22 protein-coding genes are annotated in these 21363 nt (G+C 68.7%); 17 read left to right on the top strand and 5 right to left on the bottom strand.

What is annotated here, in order from left to right; translation table 11 throughout:
• Positions 1 to 2 precede the first annotated feature (2 nt).
• Complete coding sequence (locus tag C1J01_RS16320; protein ID WP_235854469.1) at positions 3 to 584, top strand: helix-turn-helix domain-containing protein; 582 nt, start codon at positions 3 to 5, stop codon at positions 582 to 584.
• Entirely contained in the window at positions 581 to 1108 is a 528-nt protein-coding gene (locus tag C1J01_RS16325; protein ID WP_235854470.1) for a transposase, read from the top strand. Before C1J01_RS16320 ends, C1J01_RS16325 begins: the two co-directional genes overlap by 4 nt.
• A gap of 254 nt (positions 1109 to 1362) precedes the next feature.
• Here the strand turns inward: C1J01_RS16325 and C1J01_RS49140 are convergent, their stop codons facing one another.
• The 4 genes from C1J01_RS49140 to C1J01_RS16340 form a co-directional block, all read right to left on the bottom strand.
• Entirely contained in the window at positions 1363 to 2385 is a 1023-nt protein-coding gene (locus tag C1J01_RS49140; protein ID WP_146615613.1) for a hypothetical protein, read from the bottom strand.
• A 547-nt stretch (positions 2386 to 2932) separates the two neighbouring features.
• The gene (locus C1J01_RS16330; protein WP_146615614.1) at positions 2933 to 4126 is read right to left on the bottom strand and encodes a cytochrome P450; all 1194 of its coding nucleotides are present in this window, start codon (positions 4124 to 4126) and stop codon (positions 2933 to 2935) included.
• 127 nt (positions 4127 to 4253) lie between these two features.
• The gene (locus tag C1J01_RS16335; protein ID WP_111179824.1) at positions 4254 to 4532 is read right to left on the bottom strand and encodes a hypothetical protein; all 279 of its coding nucleotides are present in this window, start codon (positions 4530 to 4532) and stop codon (positions 4254 to 4256) included.
• A gap of 136 nt (positions 4533 to 4668) precedes the next feature.
• Positions 4669 to 5598, bottom strand: coding sequence for a nucleotidyl transferase family protein (locus C1J01_RS16340; protein ID WP_146615615.1), 930 nt, complete (start codon positions 5596 to 5598; stop codon positions 4669 to 4671).
• Positions 5599 to 5928: 330 nt separating this feature from the next.
• Here C1J01_RS16340 and C1J01_RS16345 point away from each other — a divergent pair, with 330 nt between their 5' ends.
• Complete coding sequence (locus C1J01_RS16345; RefSeq protein WP_181448777.1) at positions 5929 to 8808, top strand: AfsR/SARP family transcriptional regulator; 2880 nt, start codon at positions 5929 to 5931, stop codon at positions 8806 to 8808.
• 18 nt (positions 8809 to 8826) lie between these two features.
• On the opposite strand, the gene C1J01_RS16350 is transcribed toward C1J01_RS16345, so the two are convergent.
• On the bottom strand, positions 8827 to 9639 hold the full coding sequence (locus C1J01_RS16350; RefSeq protein ID WP_146615616.1) for an SAM-dependent methyltransferase: 813 nt from the start codon (positions 9637 to 9639) through the stop codon (positions 8827 to 8829).
• A gap of 249 nt (positions 9640 to 9888) precedes the next feature.
• Between C1J01_RS16350 and C1J01_RS49145 the strand changes: the two genes are divergently transcribed.
• The 14 genes from C1J01_RS49145 to C1J01_RS16410 form a co-directional block, all read left to right on the top strand.
• The gene (locus tag C1J01_RS49145) at positions 9889 to 10083 is read left to right on the top strand and encodes a hypothetical protein (protein WP_146615617.1); all 195 of its coding nucleotides are present in this window, start codon (positions 9889 to 9891) and stop codon (positions 10081 to 10083) included.
• The gene (locus tag C1J01_RS49855; RefSeq protein ID WP_181448778.1) at positions 10083 to 10913 is read left to right on the top strand and encodes a hypothetical protein; all 831 of its coding nucleotides are present in this window, start codon (positions 10083 to 10085) and stop codon (positions 10911 to 10913) included. Before C1J01_RS49145 ends, C1J01_RS49855 begins: the two co-directional genes overlap by 1 nt.
• Positions 10904 to 12565, top strand: coding sequence for an MFS transporter (locus tag C1J01_RS16360; protein WP_181448779.1), 1662 nt, complete (start codon positions 10904 to 10906; stop codon positions 12563 to 12565). The genes C1J01_RS49855 and C1J01_RS16360 overlap by 10 nt, the downstream gene beginning before the upstream one ends.
• Positions 12562 to 12855 (top strand): hypothetical protein, encoded by a 294-nt coding sequence (locus C1J01_RS16365; RefSeq protein ID WP_111179830.1) that lies wholly within the window; start codon positions 12562 to 12564, stop codon positions 12853 to 12855. The genes C1J01_RS16360 and C1J01_RS16365 overlap by 4 nt, the downstream gene beginning before the upstream one ends.
• Positions 12852 to 14468, top strand: coding sequence for a thiamine pyrophosphate-binding protein (locus C1J01_RS16370; RefSeq protein ID WP_111179831.1), 1617 nt, complete (start codon positions 12852 to 12854; stop codon positions 14466 to 14468). Before C1J01_RS16365 ends, C1J01_RS16370 begins: the two co-directional genes overlap by 4 nt.
• Positions 14465 to 15736 carry a hypothetical protein gene (locus tag C1J01_RS16375; protein WP_111179832.1) on the top strand — a complete coding sequence of 424 codons (1272 nt, stop codon included), beginning with the start codon at positions 14465 to 14467 and terminating at the stop codon, positions 15734 to 15736. The genes C1J01_RS16370 and C1J01_RS16375 overlap by 4 nt, the downstream gene beginning before the upstream one ends.
• Before the next feature lie 97 nt (positions 15737 to 15833).
• Complete coding sequence (locus tag C1J01_RS53065; protein WP_268958692.1) at positions 15834 to 15956, top strand: hypothetical protein; 123 nt, start codon at positions 15834 to 15836, stop codon at positions 15954 to 15956.
• 52 nt (positions 15957 to 16008) lie between these two features.
• A complete protein-coding gene (locus C1J01_RS16380) occupies positions 16009 to 17241 on the top strand; it encodes a type III PLP-dependent enzyme (RefSeq protein ID WP_111179833.1) in 1233 nt (410 codons plus the stop codon).
• Positions 17238 to 17651, top strand: a complete 414-nt coding sequence (gene speD, locus C1J01_RS16385; RefSeq protein ID WP_220039945.1) for an adenosylmethionine decarboxylase — start codon at positions 17238 to 17240, stop codon at positions 17649 to 17651. Before C1J01_RS16380 ends, speD begins: the two co-directional genes overlap by 4 nt.
• On the top strand, positions 17648 to 18559 hold the full coding sequence (locus C1J01_RS16390) for a spermidine synthase (RefSeq protein WP_111179835.1): 912 nt from the start codon (positions 17648 to 17650) through the stop codon (positions 18557 to 18559). Before speD ends, C1J01_RS16390 begins: the two co-directional genes overlap by 4 nt.
• A gap of 11 nt (positions 18560 to 18570) precedes the next feature.
• Complete coding sequence (locus C1J01_RS16395) at positions 18571 to 18774, top strand: hypothetical protein (RefSeq protein ID WP_146615618.1); 204 nt, start codon at positions 18571 to 18573, stop codon at positions 18772 to 18774.
• Between the two features lie 104 nt (positions 18775 to 18878).
• Entirely contained in the window at positions 18879 to 19487 is a 609-nt protein-coding gene (locus tag C1J01_RS16400) for a chorismate pyruvate-lyase family protein (protein ID WP_111179837.1), read from the top strand.
• Positions 19488 to 19525: 38 nt separating this feature from the next.
• The gene (locus C1J01_RS16405) at positions 19526 to 20218 is read left to right on the top strand and encodes an isochorismatase family protein (RefSeq protein ID WP_181448780.1); all 693 of its coding nucleotides are present in this window, start codon (positions 19526 to 19528) and stop codon (positions 20216 to 20218) included.
• 12 nt (positions 20219 to 20230) lie between these two features.
• Positions 20231 to 21363: RNA polymerase sigma factor (locus tag C1J01_RS16410; protein ID WP_146615619.1), on the top strand; the 1133-nt coding region annotated here is incomplete at its 3' end.

The raw sequence follows: 21363 nt of genomic DNA on the forward strand, positions 1-21363 counted from the left end.
GAGTGACCGACGTCACCTCCCGGGGCTATATCGGGCAGGTGAGATATGCAGATGGCGGTGGACTCACCGCGCAGGCACGCGCCCGCCGCGAACGGGTGAGACTGCAAGCAGCCGACCTCTTTGCCCAAGGGGCGACGGACGCCGAGGTGGCAGCTGAGTTCCGGATCAGCCGGATGTCGGCCAACCGCTGGCGACGGACCTGGCAGGCCGGCGGCCGCCAGGCTCTCATGTCGAAAGGACCAGGCGGCGAGGTGTGCAAGCTGAGCGGCGCTCAGCTCGAAGACCTGCAAAACGCGCTGGGCAAGGGGCCGGCGACGTATGGCTGGGATGAGGATCAGCGCTGGACCCTGGCCCGGATCGCCGAGCTGATCCGTGAGCGGTTCGGCGTCTCCTACACGGTGTCAGGGGTGTGTTATCTGCTGCACCGGCTGGGCTGGAGCTGGCAGGCCCCGACACGGCGGGCCGTCGAGCGGAATGAGGAGGCGATCGCCGCATGGCGGGATGAGGACTGGCTGGAGGGAAAAGCACAGCGGCGCGCCTGGACGCCTGGCTCTGCTTCGAGGACGAGGCCGGTCAAGGCCTGAGACCACCTCGCGGCCGCAGCTGGGGGCGGCGCGGCCTCACCCCGATCGTGACGGTGTCCGGTAGCGGGTCGGGCACGGTGATGATCACCGGGCTGGTGGCCACCAAGCCGGGCCGTATGCCGCGCCTGATCTACAGAATCCGGCTGCGGCGGGGCCGTAAGGGAGAGCGCAAGTCGTTCTCCGAGGCCGACTACGCGGCGCTGTTCGACGCGGCGCACCAGCAGCTCGGCGGTCCCCTCGTGGTCATCTGGGACAACCTGAACACCCACGTCAGCGCCGCGATGCGGGAGCTGGTCGAGCGGCGGTCCTGGCTGACGGTCATCCAGTTACCGGCGTATGCGCCGGAGCTGAACCCGGTCGAGGGGGTGTGGGCTCATCTGAAGCGATCGCTGGTGGACTTGGCGAAGAAGACCCTCAACGAGCTCGCTCGTCTGATCAAGACCAGACTGAAGCGGATGCAGTACCGTCCCGCGCTGATCAGCGGCTTCATCGCCAAGACCGGCCTCGACCTCGAGCCGCCATAACGTCAGCCTTTGAACCTCTCTAGTACTCCAGCATCTGGTGTGCCCCGACTTCGATGGAGTGGCGTTTCTGGATTGTCATGCCACGGTGGACGCGTTCTCGAACTGTATCGGGGCGTTGTTGCACCATGCGCCCGGCCTTCCTTGAAACCCGGCGAGAACTGCCTGCGACGCTTCGTTACGCATCCACCTGTTTCAGACTTCTTTCAGCTTATGTAACACTGTCCGGAATCCGCTGGGCGCCTCAAAACCGCACCTCATGCCCGCTGCCGCGCCGTGTAGCCAAGCAGCTGGCGGGCTTGCCTCGCTCCGCGCCTTGCAGCTTGCTGGGCAACCTCGCGTAGCGGCGGGCACGCTTCGGCTCGTGCTGCTATCGGAAGTTCGGCACGTTCGGCCCGTGCTCGCTGGGCGGCTGCTGCCCGCTGTTGCGAAGGCCAGGGCGCGACGAGCCCACCGTCTAGTGTGATCCACGCTACCAATCGGCATCGGATCCACCCCGGCACCCAGCGCGGTGAGTCAGTGTGGATCCAAGACATGCCGTCGGGCTTGAAGTCCAAGGCGTGCCGAATATCGCTGATGGTCGCGCCGAGTGACATCGCCTGCCGCAGCAGGGAGCGCAGGTGCCGGGTCGATATCCGTGCCAGCACCGGGAGCTCCTTTCGCAGCCGCTCACACGCTCGCAAGCGTTCGGCTCTCGTGCGCGGCGTGACGGCGGCCGGCCACAAGTGCATGAGTGGCGCGGCCGTGGCCAGCTGGCTCGCGCGCGCGCTACGGGGATGATCCTCCCCTACAGAAGTGGGGGAGGGGTTGGGGGTGCAAGATCCATCCACAAGCCGGCGCTCGCTCTCAAGCCGGCTGGAAGATCCTCGGGCGGGGTCGACGAGAACCGTCTCACACGGCCATGGCACCTCATCTGCGGCCAGGACGTTCTCCTCGACAAATTCGAGATCCACAATGTCCAGCGGGACGATCAGCTGGTATTGCGCAGCTTCGTTGCCGCGGCCGTCATCGATCAGACCGGCCAGCGTTCCCTTGCGGAACCGCGCCGTGGTGCCGGGCAACACCCGGTGAAGCAATCCGTGGGCGATGAACCAGGCGAACAGCGATGCAATGGTCCGCCGGGACACGCCGAGCTCGGCTGCCAGCGTCGCCCAGGTGGCGCCTCGTTTGGGGGAGGTCGTCATATCCCGGGTGGAGCGCGTCAGGAGTTGCCAGGCAAATCGCAGGGCTCGTCGTTGCCAGTCGGCGCGTCGTCCGCTCCCGTCGACGATGTGGTGCACGGCCTCGTGCCAGAGGATGGCTGTGGGCGCGACAAGGTGCCCTGCGGGCATCGGGCTCCGAGGGATCTGGGTGAGTGCTTCGGGCGGCAGCGGGCATGCCGAAGCCGTTGTTTCTGGGCATGCTGGGATCAGGGGAGGGTCGCCTGCTATGGTGTCCTCCAGGCAAGTTCATGATCAGAACATGACGAAGTCCTGCTTGGGCGAGTTGTTGTGGCCCAGGCAGTAAAGAACCCGACGCCCTGCGTTGCTCAGCTCTCGTCAGGCGGCCAAACCAGTGAGGAGCCGGGCGACAAGCTGGGCGTCGTGTGTGCGGTTGCCTCGCACTGCGAGGAACGCGTGTTTACTCAGGTGATCTCCTTGTGTAGGACGTCGGAGAGCCGGCTTACAGGCGTTGGCCCATTGGGGCCGGCGGTAGGTGCAGGCCCGCGTGACGAAGAAGCGGTTGAGCTTCCGGCAAGCGCAGCAGCGGGCAAAATTAGAGTCGACGCCCGAAAGCAGGCCCTGGCAAGAGGCCTGTCTGTCCGAAGGGCGCGGGCTTTTACGTCGCTTAGGCGAGTACCACAGGCAGTCGTACGGGCTGATGGCTGAGCCCCTGTGTGGTCCAGGGCACGTCCTCCAACGGGACGGCCGGACGCAACGCCGGCGCCCGGCTTACGAGGGTGCGCAGCGCCTCCTGCATCTCCACTCGCGCAAGGGCGTGGCCGAGACAGTAGTGCGGGCCGTGACCGAAGGCCAGGTGACCGCGCGTGCCCACTCGGCGGATATCGAATCGCTCGGGGGAGGGGAATGCTTCGGGGTCGTGGTTGGCCGCGGCGAGGTGCGGCAGCACCACGGTGCCCGCGGGCACGGTCGCACCTGACGGCAGTTGCATGGTCGTGGTGACGTGCCGTACCAGGCCAGGGCTGCCGGGCCCGTCGTACCGGAGGATCTCTTCCACCGCCGAAGCGATCAGCGAAGAGTCTTCGACCAGCATCTGGTATTGCTCCGGATGGAGCAGCAGTCGGAACACTCCTCGCAAGATCATCATAGCTGTGGTCTCGTGGCCGGCGGCGATGAGCATGAACACGATGTTGACCAGCTCCGTCTCGGTCAGCTGGTCGCCCTCATCCTGGGCGCGAATGAGGTCGTCGAGGAGGTCGTCGCCGGGGTTGTCGCGGTGGGCGGCCACCAGGCCGGTCACATACTCCATGAATGCGGAGTAAGCCTCCATGCGCGTCTGGACGGCGGCGCTGTTGGCCGACAGGAAAGCTGCGCTCCAGGCGTGGAAGCGTTCACGGTCGGCGGAGGGGACCCCGAGTACCTGGCAGATCATGCGTGAGGTCAGCGGCAGTGCATAGTCGTTCACCACGTCCATGACGCCGTGTGTGGCGTCGAGAAGCTCCTGAGTGATGGCGTGGCAGGACGGCCGCCATCGTTCGGCGGCCCGCATGGTGAAAGCGCCGCGCAGGATCCGACGCTGCCTGCTGTGGTCGGGCGGGTCCATGTTGAGCAGTACGCCGGGCACGTCTTCGATGGACAAACCCTCGATCGGCCGCGGGAGTTGGGGATCGGTGAGATCGCGGCTGCTGCCCAGGGACACCAGGATGGCTTTGACGTCGTCGTAGCCGACGGCCGTGAGGATGTCGGCGCCGCTCGGCATGGTCATGGGTGCGACTGGAGCGGAGCGGTGCCGCTCCGTCAGTGCGGGTGCAGGCGTGCCGTGCGGTGTTGCCGCCCAGGCGGCTTCAGGGGTGGTGGTCACGGGATGTTTCCTTGTCTGTCGGTGCGTGAGGTACGGAAAAGTGCCGTTCAGCGGTAGTTGTGTGCCAGGCGCGGGCGTGCGGAGAGCCGGTTGGGAAGTGCTCTGGTTTCTGGGAGCTGCGCGGCGCTCAGGTGACCCCTAGTGCGGTGGCGATGCCCCTGGCGAGGGTCTCGATGATGTTGGGCACATAGAAGATGACGCCGACGACGACGGTGATCGCCAGGAACTGCACGAAGCGTGTGATCTCCCTGGTGAAGAGGAAGAACAGCGCGACTACGGAGACCGTGACCAGGAAGAGCGGTCCGAAGAACCCGCGAAGAAAGTCGGCCAGCCCTTGCGTGTTCAGTTCCGCTGGCGGTGAGGAGGGGGCCAGCAGGTGCGTGAGTTGGTCGGTGCCGAAGGTCATTGTCGGAAGGTGTCCGTTCGTTCTGTGGCTGGTCGTGCGCACGGGCGGAGCCGATCGTGTCGCGGGATGCGGTCCGTTCCTGAACAGCGGTGTATGACCGGCGTGACGGGCGACGTGAGTAGTGAGGATGTGGGCGTCATGAGAAGTCACGCAGGGCGAGACGCAGGTTGACTTGGATCATCTGAAGCCGGGCCGACAGCATGATCAGCAATGCGGTCTTGGCGTCGCCGGGGGTGATGCGTCCAGCGTTGTATGCCTGGCGGAGATCCTCATAGGAGTGAAAGAAGGCATAGCCGCCGGCTGCCAGGTGGATGGGGACCGCTTCGGCGGTCCAGGGGAAAACGGACCAGCGGAAGTGCTCCAGAAGGGCGTTCACGCGGCCGTCTTCGGCAGAGGTGTGCTCGGGTGGCGGCGCGTACATGTGTTTGATCTTGCGGGTCAGGGTGGCGTGGTCGTCGTGGACGGTGATGCGGGTGCGGGGGGTGCTCTCCCGCAGTGGTCTGCCATGAGTGTCGTAGAGAGTCGGGGTGATGATGGAAATGGGCGTGTCGCCGGCGCGGTAATCGCCGGCCTCGACCAGGACCGCGTCGACACCAAGGAAGACGGGGTCGAGGATCTGCATTGCGGCCGCGGTGGCGCGGGCGTCGGCTCGGGTGGCGCGGCCGGGCGGCACGTCGGCGGAGGCCAGCAGGCGGCCCAGCTGCTGCTGGTAGGTGGGTGAGTGCTGGAAGGCGCTGCCGCGTACGAGGGTGGCGTTGAGTCCGCACTCCTGCAGTAGGTAGTGCTCGTAGCATCTGGTGCGTTGCTCGTTCAGGTGTGGCATAGGGCCTGCGCAGAGTGTGGCGTGCACGTCCGCCAGCACGATTGTGTGCTCGGCGCCGGCTGCGATCAGCCACTGCTGATGCACGATGAGCTTGTCCAGCCCCAGGTGAAGTGGGGCTAAGGGCGAGATGCCCCACAGGGTGTGCGGAGGAGCGCCCGGGCCGCTGGAGGGCAGGCTCATGACGAGGGTTTCGTACTCGCGGCGAGATATCGCCGCACATGGGCCGGTGACATTGGGCTTCATACGGGTGCCTCGAGTGCCGGGGGACAGGTGACCACACCGGGGAACGTAGGCGGTGGGGGTGTTGAGGCGGTTGTGAGGCGGTTGCCGGAGCGTCATCATCCGGTACGCAGGGAAAGGCGTTCGTGATGAGCCTGACACCGTTCTGGTGACGGCGCGGTCATCAACTCGGCTTACGCCAGAGCCCCAAGGCGTTTGACACAGGGTTGACACCTTGCGGGCAATGCGATCAAATCATGCACACTTGTCTCAAGAGCCTCAACCTCCTCAATAGTGCCCATGAGCACAAGGAAGGCAGGCTCCTCGATGCTCTTGCAGAGGAGAGGAAGTGAGGTGCGTTTCGCCATTCTGGGCCGGATCAGCGTACAAGATGTAACGCCGATTGAGATTTCTCCGATGAGACGACCCCTGCTCGCTACGCTGCTGCTGGCCTGGCCAGGCGAGGTTTCTGCGGAAACCCTGATGCAGGCGGTCTGGGGTGACACGTTCGGTCGTGAAAACGCCTTGAAAACGGCCCTGTCGCAGCTACGTCGCCTGCTGCCGGGCAGAATTCCACCAGCACGGCCCCATGGTTATCGCATCGAGCTGATGCCGGAGGACACCTTCGACCTCGAGGAATTCCGCAAGCTGATCCAGCACGGCCGAGAGCATCTTTCCGCCGGGGATCACGAGGCCGCGGTTCCGTGCTTGCGAAAGGCCCTGGCCCTGTGGGGAGATCCCCCGCTGGCCGACGTTCCTGACGATCCTATTCGTTTGGCCACGTGGCGTCAGGACGTGTTGTGGGAACGCAAAGTTGCGCAGCAGCAGTTACTCGAAACACGGTTGTTCCTGGGGGAGGATCACCAGCTCCTGACTGAAATCCGTAAGGAGCTGGCTGAGGACCCATTGTCCGAAGTCCTCAACGCGCTGCTCATGACGGCTTTGTACCGGGCCGGGTATCGTGTGGAGGCTCTGCACCAGTACGACACGATCGCCGAACTGCTGGCTCAGGACACGGGAGCAGAACCGGGAGCCCGGCTGCGTCGCCTGCGGGATGAGATCGCATCCGATGATGGGGGTCCTGTGGCCGTGCCTCCGGCGCAGGAACGGGCAACGGTTGCCCAGCCGTCGGGTGGCCGGCTGGCCTTGACTCCGGCCCAATTGCCGCCGGCCGTTGTCGATTTCATCGGACGCGGCGGCGAAATACAGCAGTTGACGCGATACATGTCAACGGCCGGGGCGGGCCCGGGGGTGCCGATCGCGTGCATTTGCGGTCCGCCTGGCGTCGGGAAGTCGACGTTGTCTCACCAGGTCGCGCAGTTGGTCCGGCAACGTTTTCCTGATGGCCAGTTGTATCTGCACATGGCGGGAACGTCAGAGCGGCCGCGGGAGATCGGCGATGTGCTGGCGGAGGTCTTGTCGGCGTTGGGAACCTCTCCCGCCGACGCGCCGCCGACCGTCAGCGGTCGCACAGCGCTCTATCGGTCCCTCATGGCCGGTCGACGTGTCCTGGTCGTGCTGGACGACGTTTCGAGCATGCATCAGATTCAGCCGCTTTTGCCGGGCAACCCTGGTTGCGCGGTCCTCGTGACCAGTCGCTCCCATCTGGTCGGTGGGGCCGGTATGCGCACCATCCGGTTGGAGCCCCTTTCGTCGCACGAATCCCAGCGGTTGTTAGGCGACATCATCGGAGCACACCGCGTTGAAGCCGAGCCTGAGGCGGCCGCCGACATCACTCGGACGTGCGGCGGATTTCCGCTCGCGGTCAGGGTCGCGGGGGCTCGGCTGTCGGCTCAGCCTGACTGGCCGCTGGGAATGTTCGCGGAGCGGCTGCGAAAGCGGTTACTGACTGTTTTGAGCACCGACGACATGACGATCGAGGCGAGTATCGCCACCAGTTATGACGCGTTGCCGGAATCCACGCAGCGCATCTTTCGGCTGGTGTCCCTCCTGGGTCCTGGCGGGTTCGCCGGCTGGGAGGTGGCCATGCTTCACGGTGGGACGGCTGAGGATGTGGAGGATGTTCTGGAGTCGCTGACCGGGCACAGTCTGCTCAGCGGCGCCGGGGTTGACTCGCTGGGGCAACTTCGCTACCAGCAGCACGCCCTGCTGCGTGCCTTCGGTGCGGCCCGTCTTGCCGAGTTGCCGATTGAGCGGGATACGGCCATGCATCGCCTTTTGATGGGGTGGCTGGAACTGGCCAGCCTGGCCGATGTGCAGATCGTTCGCGCGCCGGTCTACCCGCCGCTGGATCCTTTGGGAATCTCCATGTTCGGTGCCGTTCCAGTGCGGCAGCTGATCAGCGAGCGTGCTGACGAGTGGCTCGCAGCTGAGATAGGCAACCTGCTCAACGTAGTGCGCATCGCATGTGAGGAGAAACTTCCCCACCAGGCTTTCGGCCTGGCCTTGAGGGTGACCTCGTACTTGTATCGGGAGAGCCGGCACGTAGAGGCTGAGGACATGTGGCGGCGCGTCCTGAAGGCGGTTTTGCCCTTCACCGGGCGCCGCGTGACGGAAGCGCGGCACCGGCTCGCTTCCTTGATCATGGAGCGGCCTGGTGGTCCGCTTCGGGCGCTGCCTCTTGTCGAGGAGTGTGTTGCCGCCTGTGAGGCAAATGCCGATCGGCAAGGGTTGGCCCGCGCCCTGGCGCTGCGGGCGTTGTGCCGTCATCAGATCGCCCTGGACCATGAGCCGGGAGAGCGTCGCATCACTCTCTTGGCTCAGGCGGAGACGGACGCCAGGCGGGGTCTGCTGATCGCTCGGGACATCGGGCGGACGTACGCTCAGTTGAACTGCCTGAATGCTCTTGCGGTGGTCTCGGGCGCGTGCGGGTCTCTCGATCGAGCTCTTGAGCTTGGCAGTGAGGCGCTGGCGCTGGCCGAAGAACTGGCCAGTAGCCGGTATGGGCACGAGGCTTATCTCGCGCAAGCAGCGCAGACGCTCGGAGCGTTGAAGTTGGCCTCGCCACGCCATGAACTGCGCGAGGAGGCGTTGGCCCTGTTCGAGCGGGCTGGGGAGTTGTCCAGAACGGCTCGTCATCGTGAGGGGCAGGCCCGCGCGCATGAAGGAGCTGGTGATGCGTTGGTGACGTTGGAGCGTCACCAACGGGCCAGTGAGTGTTACGCGCGCGCTACCGCGTTGTGGGAAGAGATCGGCGCCGCCGAGGCGGCAGTACGCTGCCGCGGCAAGCTGGGGTCGCCGGGGACGACTCAGGTGTGTGCGCCTGCGAGGTGATCTCTGCCTGGCTGCTGGTTACCGCCGGACGGCGACGCCGGCCATGACGCGAATGGTGTAGGAGGTCGCATCGTCATCGCTGACTTTTTCTGGCTGCCAGCGTTGTACGTCCACGAGGCCGGGTTGAACCATTTCCCACCCTGGGTGGTCGAGGAACCGCGCGATATCCTCGATCGGCCGATAAGTGATCGGAACGCGGAGTCTGGCATTCGTGCGCGTAACGATCTCTTGTAGCCGCGGGTCGATGTCGGTGCTGCTGGCGTGGGTGAAGATCATGTAACTGCCGGGCGGCATGGCGTCCATGAGGCGATACACCACGCCGTAGGCGTCGTCGGCGTCGGGGACGAAGTGCAGCACCGAGCACAAGACCAGACACCAGGGCTGACTGTGGTCGAGATGACGTACGGTCACCGGGTGAGTGAGAATGCCGTGCGGGTCGCGTAGATCGGCCTCGATGTATCTCGTTTGCTCATCGCCCACGATCAATGCCTGGGCCAGCGGCAAGACGTTGGGATCGTTGTCGACGTAGACCGTGCGGGCGTTCGGCGCGACGGACTGGGCGATCTCGTGCACGTTCTCTTCGGTGGGCAGTCCCGTGCCGACGTCCAAGAATTGCGTGATGCCCTGTTCGGCTACATACCGTACGGCTCGTTTTAAAAAGGAGCGGTTGGCGACAGCGACCGCCCTGATATCCGGGTCGTACTTCATCCCTTCGGCGGCCGCGGCTCGGTCGACCGCATAGTTGTTGGTGCCGCCAAGCAGGTAGTCGTACATGCGAGCAGGCGAGACCTGTTCGGCTGCGGATGCGGCGGTTGAGAGATCGTCGGGCACGGCACTCCTTGGTGTGCTGCTATGGGTGGCAATCCCGCCGCAAGATCATAGTAAGAGTCGTCCACTTTGACTAGAAAAGTCGTTCACTGCATCTGATGCCCGGATGTCACGTGACACGCCTTACATGCGTGGTCACGTGTGCAGGATTTATCGAATGGCAACGCCAGCATGTGCTTTGCCACCACTTTGAGCCGGCGTAACAACCACGCTGCAACCACGTCAACACGTGCGGCTCTTACCGTGCTGGCCGTGATCATCAAAGCGATTGAGGGACAGCCCGGCTCACCGACGGCGCCCGTCGTTGCGCGGAAGCCGCACCGCCACGCCCGCGACTCGGCCCGTTCAGGTCTGTTGCGGGCGAGTGCAGCCGGCCAGAAAACGCTGCCGATGGCCGACACGATCGTCCTGCCCCTGCTCGGCCAGGCATCAGCTGGGGCCCGCTGATGACGTTGATCACCAATCCTGCTTCGTCGGCGAGTGCCCTGGCCGTGGTGGTCTACCGGGTCTGTAACCGTGCTGTACCCGACGCGTCCGCAGTGCGGGTGAGCGACCTCACCATCGGGGGCGGTGTACGAGTCTGGCTGGAGCCCGCTACGGCACCTTCACCCTCCAACTGGGTGATCTGTCACCGCCTGACGCGCCAACTACAGCTTCTCGGCCTGCACGCGGAGATCGAACGGGACCTGCAGGGGTTGGTGGTGCTGGGCTGGAGCCTGCCGTTCTTGAAGCACCGCGCGCGGCAGCTGCGGTCGGCTCTGCACCATCGGCTGGCCGACTTCACGACGACCGCGCGGGCGGCCGTCGTCCACGCAGCCCAGGTGCACGCGCGGCACGATGCCGTCGGCGAAGCATCCGTTGTTACCGAGACGTGCGACTTCATCGGTGAGCAGTTGCGCTGGCCCGGCCGGCTGGCCGATCTGGACGGCTGGCACCGCCACTCCGACCTGCCCGACCTGCAGATTGCGCTGGCCCACATCATCGGCTTGGAAGCCAAGGTCGCGCAGGCGTGCAACGAGCACCTGGTGTACACCCGCGTGCTGGCCACGTCCGTCTGCCGGCACATCACCGCCGCCGGAGATCACCGAGAGGCGCAGCACCGGGTGCTGGCCGCGGCCGCCCCATGGCTGCGCGCCAGCCAGATGCTGGCCCACAGCAGGCAGCGCAAGGGCGACCCACTGCCGCTGGTACCGGGTGGCCCACCGGCAACCCTGACGGAGCGGCTGATCGCTGTCAGCGTCACCCCCCACAGCGAGCGGGCCGCGCGATGGTCGTGACCGCGCGGCACGAGCGGGCCGCCACAGCATCGCCGCGGCGCCGCGCATCCCCCGGCACGACGGGAGCGGCGCACCGCCGCCCGTCGTCGCCGCTGCTGGTGCGGGCCGTCTGTGCTGCGGTGACCGGTCTGGTGATGGCCGACACCATGGCCTCCACCCTGGTGCTGCCGCTCCTCGGCCGTGACCCGATCACGCAGGCGGTCCCGCTGTCGCAGGTCAGCTTGCTCACCACCGCGTATCTCGCCGCCATTGCCGCGCTCCTCACGCCCGCCGGACGCTTGGCGGACCTGATCGGGCGGCGCGCGGTTCTGGCCTTGGGCCTGGGCGTGTTCGCCGCCGGCGCGTGCACGATGGCGTTCGGATCCAGCTGGGCGCTGCTGCTGATCGGGCGGCTGGCCCAAGGCGTCGCGGCGGCCATGATACTGCCGTCCGCGCTCGGGCTACTGCTAAGCCAGGTGGGCGATCAGCAACGGCGCGGCGCGGTGGCGCTGTGGGGGTCGGCCACCGGCGCCGGTGGGCTGCTCATGCACGCCCTGGGCGGGCTGCTGGCCGACAGCCACGGCTGGCGGGCGCTGTATCTGCCGCTGGCCAGCGCCGCCGTCGCCCTGTTGCTGCTGGTGGCGGCGCTGCCCAGCACGCGGGGCAGCAAGCAGACCCCGCTGGACGTGATGGGGATGCTCGCCTCGGCGGCCGCCACCGCCGCGGTCGTCCTGCTGCTGGCCTGCGGAGGTTCATGGGGGTGGACCTCTCCGGCCGCGCTGGCCCTGGCCGCCGTCACGGTGGGCGGCGCCGCCCTGGCGTGGGCTCGGGCCCGCCGCCTTCCGGCCGGGGCCGACGACGCACCGCTGTGGCGGTGCCCAGGATTTGTGTGGGGGCTGGCCACGTCGCTGCTGTACGGGCTGGTGGCCTTCCCGATGCTGGCCGTGGCGCCGCTGGTGCTGCGCGAAGCCGGGCTGAGCCCGACCAGCATGGGGCTGGCGCTGGCGCCGATGTCGGCGGCCGTGATGCTCGCCAGCACGCTGGTGGCGAGAGCCGCTCGCCGCGCCGGCACCTCCTGGATGGTCTACGCGGGCGCCTACCTCACCGCCAGCGGCCTGATCGTGCTGTACGCCGTCCCGCACGCCTCGTTCGGCGCTCTGGCCGGGCTGGTGATCGTCGGGATCGGTTTCGGGTTCATCTCCACGACGGCGACCATCTCCGGCACCTTCGGCGTGGACCCCTCTCGCTACGCCACCGCGATCGGCTCTCTCACGACCGCGCGCATGCTCGGCGGCGCCCTCGGGCCCGCCGTCGCGCTCGCCTACCTGGCCTCGACCCACCAGGAGGCGGGCGAGGGCTACCCCGAGCTGCTGGCCGGCGCCATCGGCCTCAGCCTGCTGCTCGGGGTGCTGTCGCTGGTGCGCCGTATCCGGCACACCCGCGCCACGGCGGCGGCCTCCGCGCCGCAGCCCGCGGCATCGGCGGCGCGGCCGGCGGAGGTCGAGCGGGTCCGGCAGGTGCTGCAGCGCCAGCGCTCCCGTCTGGAGGCCATCGCTCGCACCGCCGAAGAGGAGTTGGCCGCGCTGAGCGCGCGGGCTGATCCCGGCCGCGGGCGCGCCGCCTCTTGGAGCCCGTCTTCGTCATTCGCCCCGCCCCGACAAGGAGCATCATGACCGCCCTGGACATCGGCGCGCCCGCACAGCCGCGCTACCGCCTGCCCGATCCCGCCTCCGCCACGCCCTCGACCACGCCGGTGATCACGTCGCCCGCCGGCTGGGACTGGGACGGCCGCGTCGACACGCTGCCGCTGCTGCGCACCACCGACATCCGATCGATGGAGCGGCTGCGCGCCATCCGCGACTACGCCCACCGCGGCATGGCCGAGATCGACGCCCTGCTCGCCCTCCTCGACGACGCCACCGGCGCGGGCGGCCCGGGTGTGAAGGGAGACAGCCCACGATGACCGGCCCAGACGCGTCCGCGGCGCTCGCCGCCGCCGTCGCGCCACCCTTGGCCGCGCTCGGCATCCCGACCGTCGTCGGCACCGTGAGCTGCGACGCCGCCTGGGCTGACGTGCTGGCCGAGCACCAGGTGCGTCACATCGCCGCCCAGCACGCCGGCGGAGCCGCCGCGCTCGCCACCGCCTACGCCCGTGCCGGGGGGCGGCTCACCGCCGTGCTCCTCGGCCCGGACGACGCACTGGCCGACGCGCTGGCCGGCATCAGCGACGCCGCCCGCACCCGGACGGCGCTGCTCGTGCTGAAAGTGCGCGCCTGCCCGGATACCGACACCCTCGCCTGGGCCGAGGCCGAGCTGCTCGAGGCGGCGGGCGCGCTGGTCCAGGACCTGGCGCAGGCGAGCCATGCACCCACCCTCCTGGCGGAGGCCGCCCAGGTGGCGCGCAAGCACGGCAGACCGGTCGTGATCCTGATGCGCGCACCGCAGCGCGCCGATGACCACCCCGATCAGGACACCGACTCACGCCTGGACCGGCTGCCGCTGGACCTGCTGACGGAGCCGGTCGCCGACCCGGCCGCCGTGCAGGACCTGGCGCGCCTGCTCACCGAGGCGCACCGGCCGGTGTTCATTGCCGGGCGCGGCGCTCGCGCGGGCGCCGCCACGCTTCAGACTCTCGCCGATCAGGCAGGCGCGCTGCTGGCCACGACGGTCGCCGCGCACGGCATGTTCGAGGGCAACCCCTGGCACGTCGGTGTCGCCGGCGTGCTGGCCACCCCCGACATGGCCGCTCTCATCTCCGGCGCCGACGTGGTCATCGGCTGGGGCTGCAGCTTGAACGAGTGGACCACCCGGCACGGCACGCTGATCGCGCCGAACGCCCGGCTGGCGCAAGTCGACATCGACCCGGCCGCGCTCGGCGCCCACCGCCCCATTGATTTGGGCGTGGCCGGTGACGTGGGCCGCACCGCAGATGCCGTACGGCAGATCGTGGCCCCGCAAAGCGGCTACCGCAGCGAGGTGGTGCGCCAGCGCATTGCCGAGCAGGCCAGCTGGCACAACATCGGCTACCAGCCCATGCTGGAGGTCGACGACCGCATCGACCCGCGCACGCTGTCCGTGGTCCTGGACACGGTGCTGCCCGAGGACCGCACCCTCATCGTCGCGTGCGACACCGTTCTGGGTTATCCGGTCAGTTACCTGCGCGTGTGCGACGCCGACGGTTTCATGCTCAGCCCAGCGCCCCATCTCGCTCTGGCCAGCGGCATCGGCGCGGCGCTGGCCAGAGCGGACCGGCTGGCCGTGGCCACGCTCGGCCGGCGCGGCATCCTGGCCGCGGCCGCCGAGCTGGAGACGGCGGCACGGCAGCATGCCCGTCTGCTGATCGTCGTCTACGACGACGATCAGCAGACGTCGCCGCCGGGACCGGACATCACCCAGATGGCCGCCGCGTACGGGTGCCTGAGCGCCGAGATTCGCCGCCCGGCAGATCTCAGCCTCCTGTCGGAGTGGCTGAGGCAGCCGTTTGCGGGCCCGCTGCTGCTGCGGGCCCGTATCCACCGGCAAGCGTGGTGGCGGGATAACGCCGTCGCGCCTACGGCCTCATGGGGGCAACGATGAACCGCCTCCACTTTCTGCAGCACCTTCCGCCTCCGCTGCCGGCCAAGCTGAGCAGCCTGGACCTCACCAGCGGCCCGGCACGGTCGCTGGGCAGCGACTGGTGGCATGTGCCCGACCCGGACAACGGGCCGGCGGCGCTGCGCCGCCCCGCCGTCCGCGCCCGCGCCCGGCTGCAGCGCCTCCTCCACTACCTATGGGATGGGCCCGCGCCGAGCTTCGCCGGCGCTGTGTGCCAGCACGACACGCGGCCCGGCCACCCCGGGACCCGCGTCTACGGCGGCATTCACCTTGATGGCGTCCTGCACTACCTGTCGGACGCGGGCAGCCTCCCGCCCGTCCCCTTGCGGCACATCGGCGGTGTGCGTCTGATCGCCGGCTCCTGTCTGTTCAGTGCGCAGGCGGCGCAACTCGTCCTGAGCAGCCGGCGTCGTTTTCCCATCACCGACCTGCGGCGCAGGCTCTTACCGGAGCGCGCGACCGGCCTGCATCTGAGCCCGGACCTCACCGTGTACGAACACGACACCAGCGCGCGGCTGGCGCGCGCGGCTACGAGCCTGGCCGCGCGCATCCCCTTCGACGTCGGCGTCACTCACGTGCTCGCCGTGCCCCGTGCGGCCACCATGCTGCACCTGTTCGGATCCGCTCAGCTCGGACTGGTGCCGCTCGATCTGTTCGAGCAGTGGTGCGCGGCGGTCGCCGAGCGCCACGAACGCGTCCGCTATCTCCTGCGTGTCCACTGGCAGAACGCCTGGGCTGCCGTAGACGCATCACGGCCGCTGGAGCTGATCGAGGTGGATGAGCTCCAGCCGGTAGAAGACCTGCTGCGGCGCGCCCTGGCCGCCGGGACCATGCCCACCCTCGGGGACCTGGTCGAGGCCGCCGCCGCCCAGGACGAGCTCTGGCAGCACCTCATCGCGATCAACCCGCCCGCCACCGCGACGGACCTGGCCAACCTCAGCTACGCCGCCTCCTACCTGCGCCTTCCGGGTGCGACTCTCGCGGTGGAAAACATTCAGGAACACAAGATCCTCCTGCATGCGTTGCGGCTGCGACCGCTGCTGGAGCACCGGATCAGGCACGTGCCCGCGCTCATGGGGCTCTACCCGCTGGGCCGCATCTGGGCGCGCACCCCGAACGGCGACCTCCACCCGCACCTGTTCAGCCACGATCCAGGACTCGAAGCGCTCGACGCCGGCGGCCGGCGCGTAGACCTCGCCGAGCTCGCCACCGGCCTGTATCGCAGCGACGCGCTGGCGGTTCGCCGATGAGCCCGCCCATCACCCCGCCGCCACCCGCACAGCCGCCCGTGCCATCGGATACGGCGACCCCGACCGCGAACAACGCACCCTGGGCCAGGCCGCGCTCATGGCCGGCGCGGCGGGCGGCATCGGCGCGGCCGTCGTCGCTGTCCTGGCCCGCGCCAGCAACATCACGATGCAGACCCTCCTCGTCGACGGCGCAGCCATCCCTAACCGGCTGACCGGCTGACATGCATCCCCATTCGCTCCCGCACATAGGAAAACAAGGAGAACCCCCTCATATGTCCGCCCTACCGCCAGCCCCGGCCCCGCCGGTCCAACGGCTCGCCCCTGTCCAGATCGACCGGCCGGTTCCCGGCAGCACACGCGACCTGGACGATGCACGCGACCGCAGCCCGGTGGCCGAAACACCGCTTTTGGTGATCGATCTGCGGCAGATCCGGTCGAACGCCCACGCAATCGCCGCCGCTTTCTCCGGCATGGACCCGCTGGTGTACTACGCCGTCAAAGCCAACCCGGCCCCCGAAATCCTGTCGACGCTGGCGGCCGCAGGCTGCCGCTTCGACATCGCCTCCCTGGGCGAGGCCCGCGCGGCGCTGGCCGCAGGAGCTCCGGCCGGCCATCTGGCCTACACCACCACCATCAAGAAGGCCGGTGACATCAGGGCCGCGTATGAGCTGGGGGTGACGCTGTACACCGCCGACAGCCCAGACGAAATCGACAAGATCTCCGCCGCCGCGCCGGGCGCCTGGGTGGCCATCCGCATCGCCGTCGACAACACGGGCGCCGCCGCACCCTTCGGCAGCAAATTCGGGTGCGCGCCTGAGCAGGCGGCCGACCTGCTCAGGCGAGCGACCCGGGTCGGGCTCATCCCGGCGGGAGTCAGCTGCCATGTCGGATCCCAGCAGCTCGATGTGCACGCATGGGACAAGCCCATCGCCGCCGCGGCCAGCATCTATCGCGCGTTCGGCGGCGAGCTGCCCATGCTGAACCTGGGCGGGGGACTGCCAGCGACCTACACCGACCCGGTTCCCGCAGTGGGCCGGTACGCCGCCGCCATCAGCCAGAGCCTGGACCGGCATTTCGGCGCGAGCCGGCCGCACATCATCCTCGAACCCGGCCGGGCCATCGCCGCCTCCGCCGGGGTGATCCATTGCGAAGTCGTGCAAGTCACTCACCGGCACGGCCAGCGATGGGTGTATCTGGACGTGGGCCGTTACGGCGGTCTGGCCGAGACCGAGGGCGAGGCGATCAGGTACCCGATGCACGCCCCCGACGTCGGCGGCCCGCTCGGGCCGGTCATCGTGGCCGGACCCACCGCCGACGGCGACGACGTGCTCTACCACCGCTACCGTCCCGAGCTGCCGCTTGCGCTGCGCGCCGGCGACCGCGTCGTGATCGGCTGCACCGGCGCCTACACCGCCAGCTACGCCGCCGTCTCGTTCAACGGTCTGCCGCCGCTCGCCGTACGCTGCGCCTTCGACTCCGCCCCGGTGGCATGGAGCAGCCGGTGAGCACCCAGCCACCGGCCACCGGCGCCTTCCAGGGACGGCATGTGCTGGGGGAGATCTACGGCGTCGACCCCGGCCTGCTCAACGACGAGGAGCGCCTGTGCGCGCTTCTGCGCGAGGCGCTGACCGAGGCGAAGGCCACGGTCCTGGACGTGCGCAGCCACCACTTCGCCCCGCAAGGCGTCACGGTGATGGCGCTGCTGGCCGAGTCGCACGCCTCCTGCCACACCTACCCGGAGTACGGCTGCGCCTACGTCGATTTCTTCACCTGCGGCACGGCGGCGGACCCGGCCGAGGCGCTGCACAACCTGAGCAAGGCTCTTCGGCCCACCCGATACCACGTCGTCGTCCTGGACCGCGGCGTACCAGCTCTCCCCATCCCCTTGACCGCTTCCGGAAAGGCGCACCCATGACGAAGTACGTGACCGAGACTCTGTCGCCGGGCCTGACCCGCACGTGGACGATCCACGACATCGTCTACGAGACGACGACTGCCTACCAGCACGTGCTGATCGCCGACACTCAGCACGGCCGCACGCTCTTCTGCGGCGACGCCGGCGCGCTGGAGCGGCAAAGCTCCGTGCTGTCGCAACTCGTCTATCACGAGTCGCTGATGGTGCCGCCGCTGGCGCTCGCACCCGCCCTGGACCGGGTGCTGATCATCGGCAGCAGCGAGGGTGTCGCCAGCCAGATCGCCCTCGATGCCGGCGCCGCCCGCGTCGACCATGTCGACGTCGACCTCGAGTGCGTGCGCGCGTGCGCCGAGCACCTGCCCTACGGCTACATCCCGGGCGACGTCGATGCCGCCCTGGCCGGACAGGCTGCGGGCGGCCGGCTGCGCCTGTACGCCGAGGACGGCCACGCCTTCGTCCAGGACCGGCTCGACGAAGGCACCCGCTACGACGCGATCATCATCGATCTTCCCGATGAAGCGTCCGAGAGCGACGCCCAGCACAACCGGCTCTACGAGCTGAGCTTCCTCACCCGCTGCACGGAGCTGCTGAGCGCCGGCGGTGTGATCTCCACTCAGGCCGGGTGCCCGACGCTGTGGCGGCAGGACTCCCTGCGCCAAGCGCTGGCGCGATTCACCACGGCGTTCCCGAGCATGCTGTGTTACAGCAGCTGGGAACACGAGTGGGCGTTCCTCACCGGCTCTGCGCAGGCGGCTGACAGCCCGCTGTCCACGCTGCTCCAGCGTCGCCTGCCCGCCCTGCCCTACCGCCCGCAGACGATGGACGCGGTCAGCGCCGCCAGCGCCACCATCCTGCCCTACCACCTGCGATCCGCGGTGGCCCCGTCTGACGGCCAGGAGCCGCGGTGATGGGTATCGCCATGATCAGATCCGGTCGCCCGAACATGACGCTCGCGGCCAGGATCCGCGCCGCGGCGGCCACCGCGTCCCAGGCCCGCGACAAAAACGAGCGGTCCGCCACGCCCTGCCTCATCGCGGCCAGCCCTGCCGACGGCCGGCCGCCGCGCCCCCGGGACGCCGCACCGCTCATCGGCCTGCCCGCCAGTCAGTGGGGGGACCCCTGATAAGGCCGCCGCCCGAGCACTCGCTGTGGCTCCGCCGACTACGCCGTCGTGGCGGGGTCACAGCGCATCCGATCCCCACCCACGAACACGTCTGGAGCCCTGCCATGACGTCAACCACGGATCCCGACATCCTGCGCGTCGACCTACACATGATCACCCGCATCCTGCTCGCGCACGACGGCTCAACTACGAATCTCCTCACCACCGCGCTGAAGGAGCCCCTCGGAATCCGGGTGGTACTCCAAGCCACCCGCCCGGCCGCCAGCGTCCTGACGCCCGCCGTCCAAACCCGGATGGGCGCCGGAAGCGACGACGCCATGATTCTGCGCCGATCGAATCTGATCATGACCAGGACCGGCGCCGAGATCACGGCCAACAAGGTCGTGCTGGACCCCGCTCATCCCAGCGTGTCCCCGCTGGTAGAAGGCATCGACGTCCCGATCGGCCGCCTTCTGGCCGCCCACCAGGTCGAACAGCGGCGAGAACTGCTCGACCGAGGCGTGCGCCGCTGGTCGTGGGGTTCACCGGACCCGCTCAGCCAGTCCCGGCCCAGCGTCTGGCGCTCGTATCTGATCGTCCTGCAAGGCCGGCCCGCGCTCTACGTCGAGGAAATCTTCCACCCGAACCTCATCCCCGCATCGCCCGACATGCTCGCCGACCTCGACCTCGACCTCGGCTCCGGTACCGAGCTCAGTCCCACCCCTGCTGGATGAGATGCGCTGCCCGCATCTCAAGAGAGGACCTTTCGCCGATGTCGCTGCCGCCCGCCGCCGACACCTACCTGCCGCCCCCGCCGCCCGCTGGCGCCTTCGACGACTGGCAGATCGATCCCGGCCGGATTGTGCTGCTCATTCAGGACATGCAGTACCACCTGCTGAGGTCGTTCCCCTCCGCTGCTGCGCCGGTGACCGACCTGCTCGCCAACGTGGCGGCGCTGCGCGAGACCTTTCATGAGGCCGCGATCCCGGTGCTGTACACGGTGGAGCCGGGAGGACAAGACCCCGACGAGCGCGGGCTCCTGACCGACCGGTGGGGGCCCGGGCCGCGGACGGACCCCGCCGATATCGACCTGCCGCCCGTCCTCGTGCCGGGTCCGTATGACCGGGTCATCGTCAAACGGCGCTATTCGGCGTTCTTCGAGACGGCGCTGGAGGAGGTCCTGGACGAGCTGGGCCGCGACCAGCTGCTCATCTGCGGCCTGCACGCCCACATCGGGGTTTTGGCCACCGCCCTGGACGCGTACATGCGCGACATCCGCCCGTTCGTCGTCAGCGACGGTGTGGCCGGTTTCTGCCGCGACCGGCATGCGGCGGCGCTGCACCTGGTCGCGCACGGCTGGGGCCGGGTGCTATCGACCGAACAGGTGCGGGCCGGGCTACGAGCCCGCAAGCTCACCGCTTCACCCGTCCTGCGTTGCCCGGTCTTGACCCCATCGATTTCATGAGAGGAGCCGCCAGTGACATGGCAAGCCCTGAGCGACGAGGCTCAGGCGGCCATCGGTGAGGTGTGCCGCGTCTACGGGGCCGCCCTGGCCGACTACTGCCGCGCCGAGCTGAGCGAGGGGGACGCCGAGCAGGCCGCGTGCGCGGCGCTGATCAGCGCCCACGATCACGTCGGCCGTCTGGCCGAGCCGGAACAACTGCGCGCCTGGCTGTACGCCCTGGCCCGCGCCCACCGCACCCTCCTGGCCACGGCGAATGCCGCCAGCACCGGATCCTGGACTCGGCCCGGCGCGGGCTCGCTCCTGGCCGAGGCGCTGACGGCGCTGCCCAAGCCGTATCAGGAGGTCCTGGACCTGGCTGTTCGGCATCGTCTCAGCCACCTGGAGATCGCCCTGATCTTCGATGCGGGCGCAGTCGAGGTCGAGCACCTGGTGGCCGCCGCGGCGCACCGGCTGGAAACCTGGATCGCTGCCGTCAGCGCCGCCCGCTCGGGCGGCTGCCAGGAACTGGCCAAGGCCCTGGCTGGTCCGGCGCCGCCCTCGCGGCGGCTCCGGACCCACATCAGCCAGCACATCGACCGCTGTGTCACCTGCCAGAGCGCGCCTCGGACCACCACGGCCGCGGCGCTGCTCCAGCAGATGCCGATCAAGGCCGCGCCCGCCACGATGGCCGTCCGCTTGACGGAGGCGCAGCCGCTCGCCGGCGACGTGGAATGGCGCGCTGACGGCTTCCCACCCCAGACGCACACCCTGCAGGAGGCGCTCGCGGACCTCCCTCCTGCACCGGCCGCCCGTCCGGCGGCCGGCGGCCATGGCAACCGGCCTGCTCCGGATCGCGATGAGGAGTTCCGCGCCTGGGAACGACGCAGCCAGGCGAGCGAGGAATTCTGGGACCGCCGCGACGATGAGGCCGACCCGGAGGCGCGGCTGTCGCTGCGGCCCCTGCTGCCCGTGGTCCGAGTCGGCGGCCTCATCGTCGCTGGGGTGGCCACCGTGCTCGGCGCCGGGGCGGCCTGGTCGTCCCTGCAGCCGAACCCGCGGCCGGTGGCGGCGGTGGCGCCCGGCGCTTCTGCCACCGTCACCTTGCTGGCCGACCCTCCGTTGCTGGATCCGCTCCCCGAAGACCCTCCCACCGAACAGCGCACGGA

The sequence above is a fragment of the Nonomuraea aridisoli genome, from assembly GCF_003236395.1.
Taxonomy (GTDB): Bacteria; Actinomycetota; Actinomycetes; order Streptosporangiales; family Streptosporangiaceae; genus Nonomuraea; species Nonomuraea aridisoli.